At 58.9% G+C, this 219-nt stretch carries 1 pseudogene; it reads left to right on the plus strand.

The annotated features are described in order from the left end of the window. Nucleotides 1-58 precede the first annotated feature (58 nt). Nucleotides 59-127: pseudogene (locus H6B10_RS19190) on the plus strand (hypothetical protein); the annotation flags it as partial. Nucleotides 128-219: the final 92 nt, after the last annotated feature.

Below are 219 nucleotides of genomic sequence, written 5' to 3' on the forward strand. Positions count from 1 at the left end.
ATCCAAAATTCATGTGGAAAAACCCCGCATCGGCGGCGGCTTTGGTGCCAAACAGACCATGGTGGCCGAAATCTACCCGGCTTTTGTCACCTGGAAGACCGGCCGGGCTGCCCGTATACAGCGGAATGGACTTATGGCCGGACAGGCCCACCGTGGTGGGACCGTGCTCACTGTAGGCGCCGGTGTTGGACAATGTGTAGACATCCAGTGCGCGGATCT

Origin of the sequence: Gemmiger formicilis, from assembly GCF_016901605.1 — a bacterium.
In the GTDB taxonomy this organism is placed as follows: Bacteria; Bacillota; Clostridia; order Oscillospirales; family Ruminococcaceae; genus Gemmiger; species Gemmiger formicilis_B.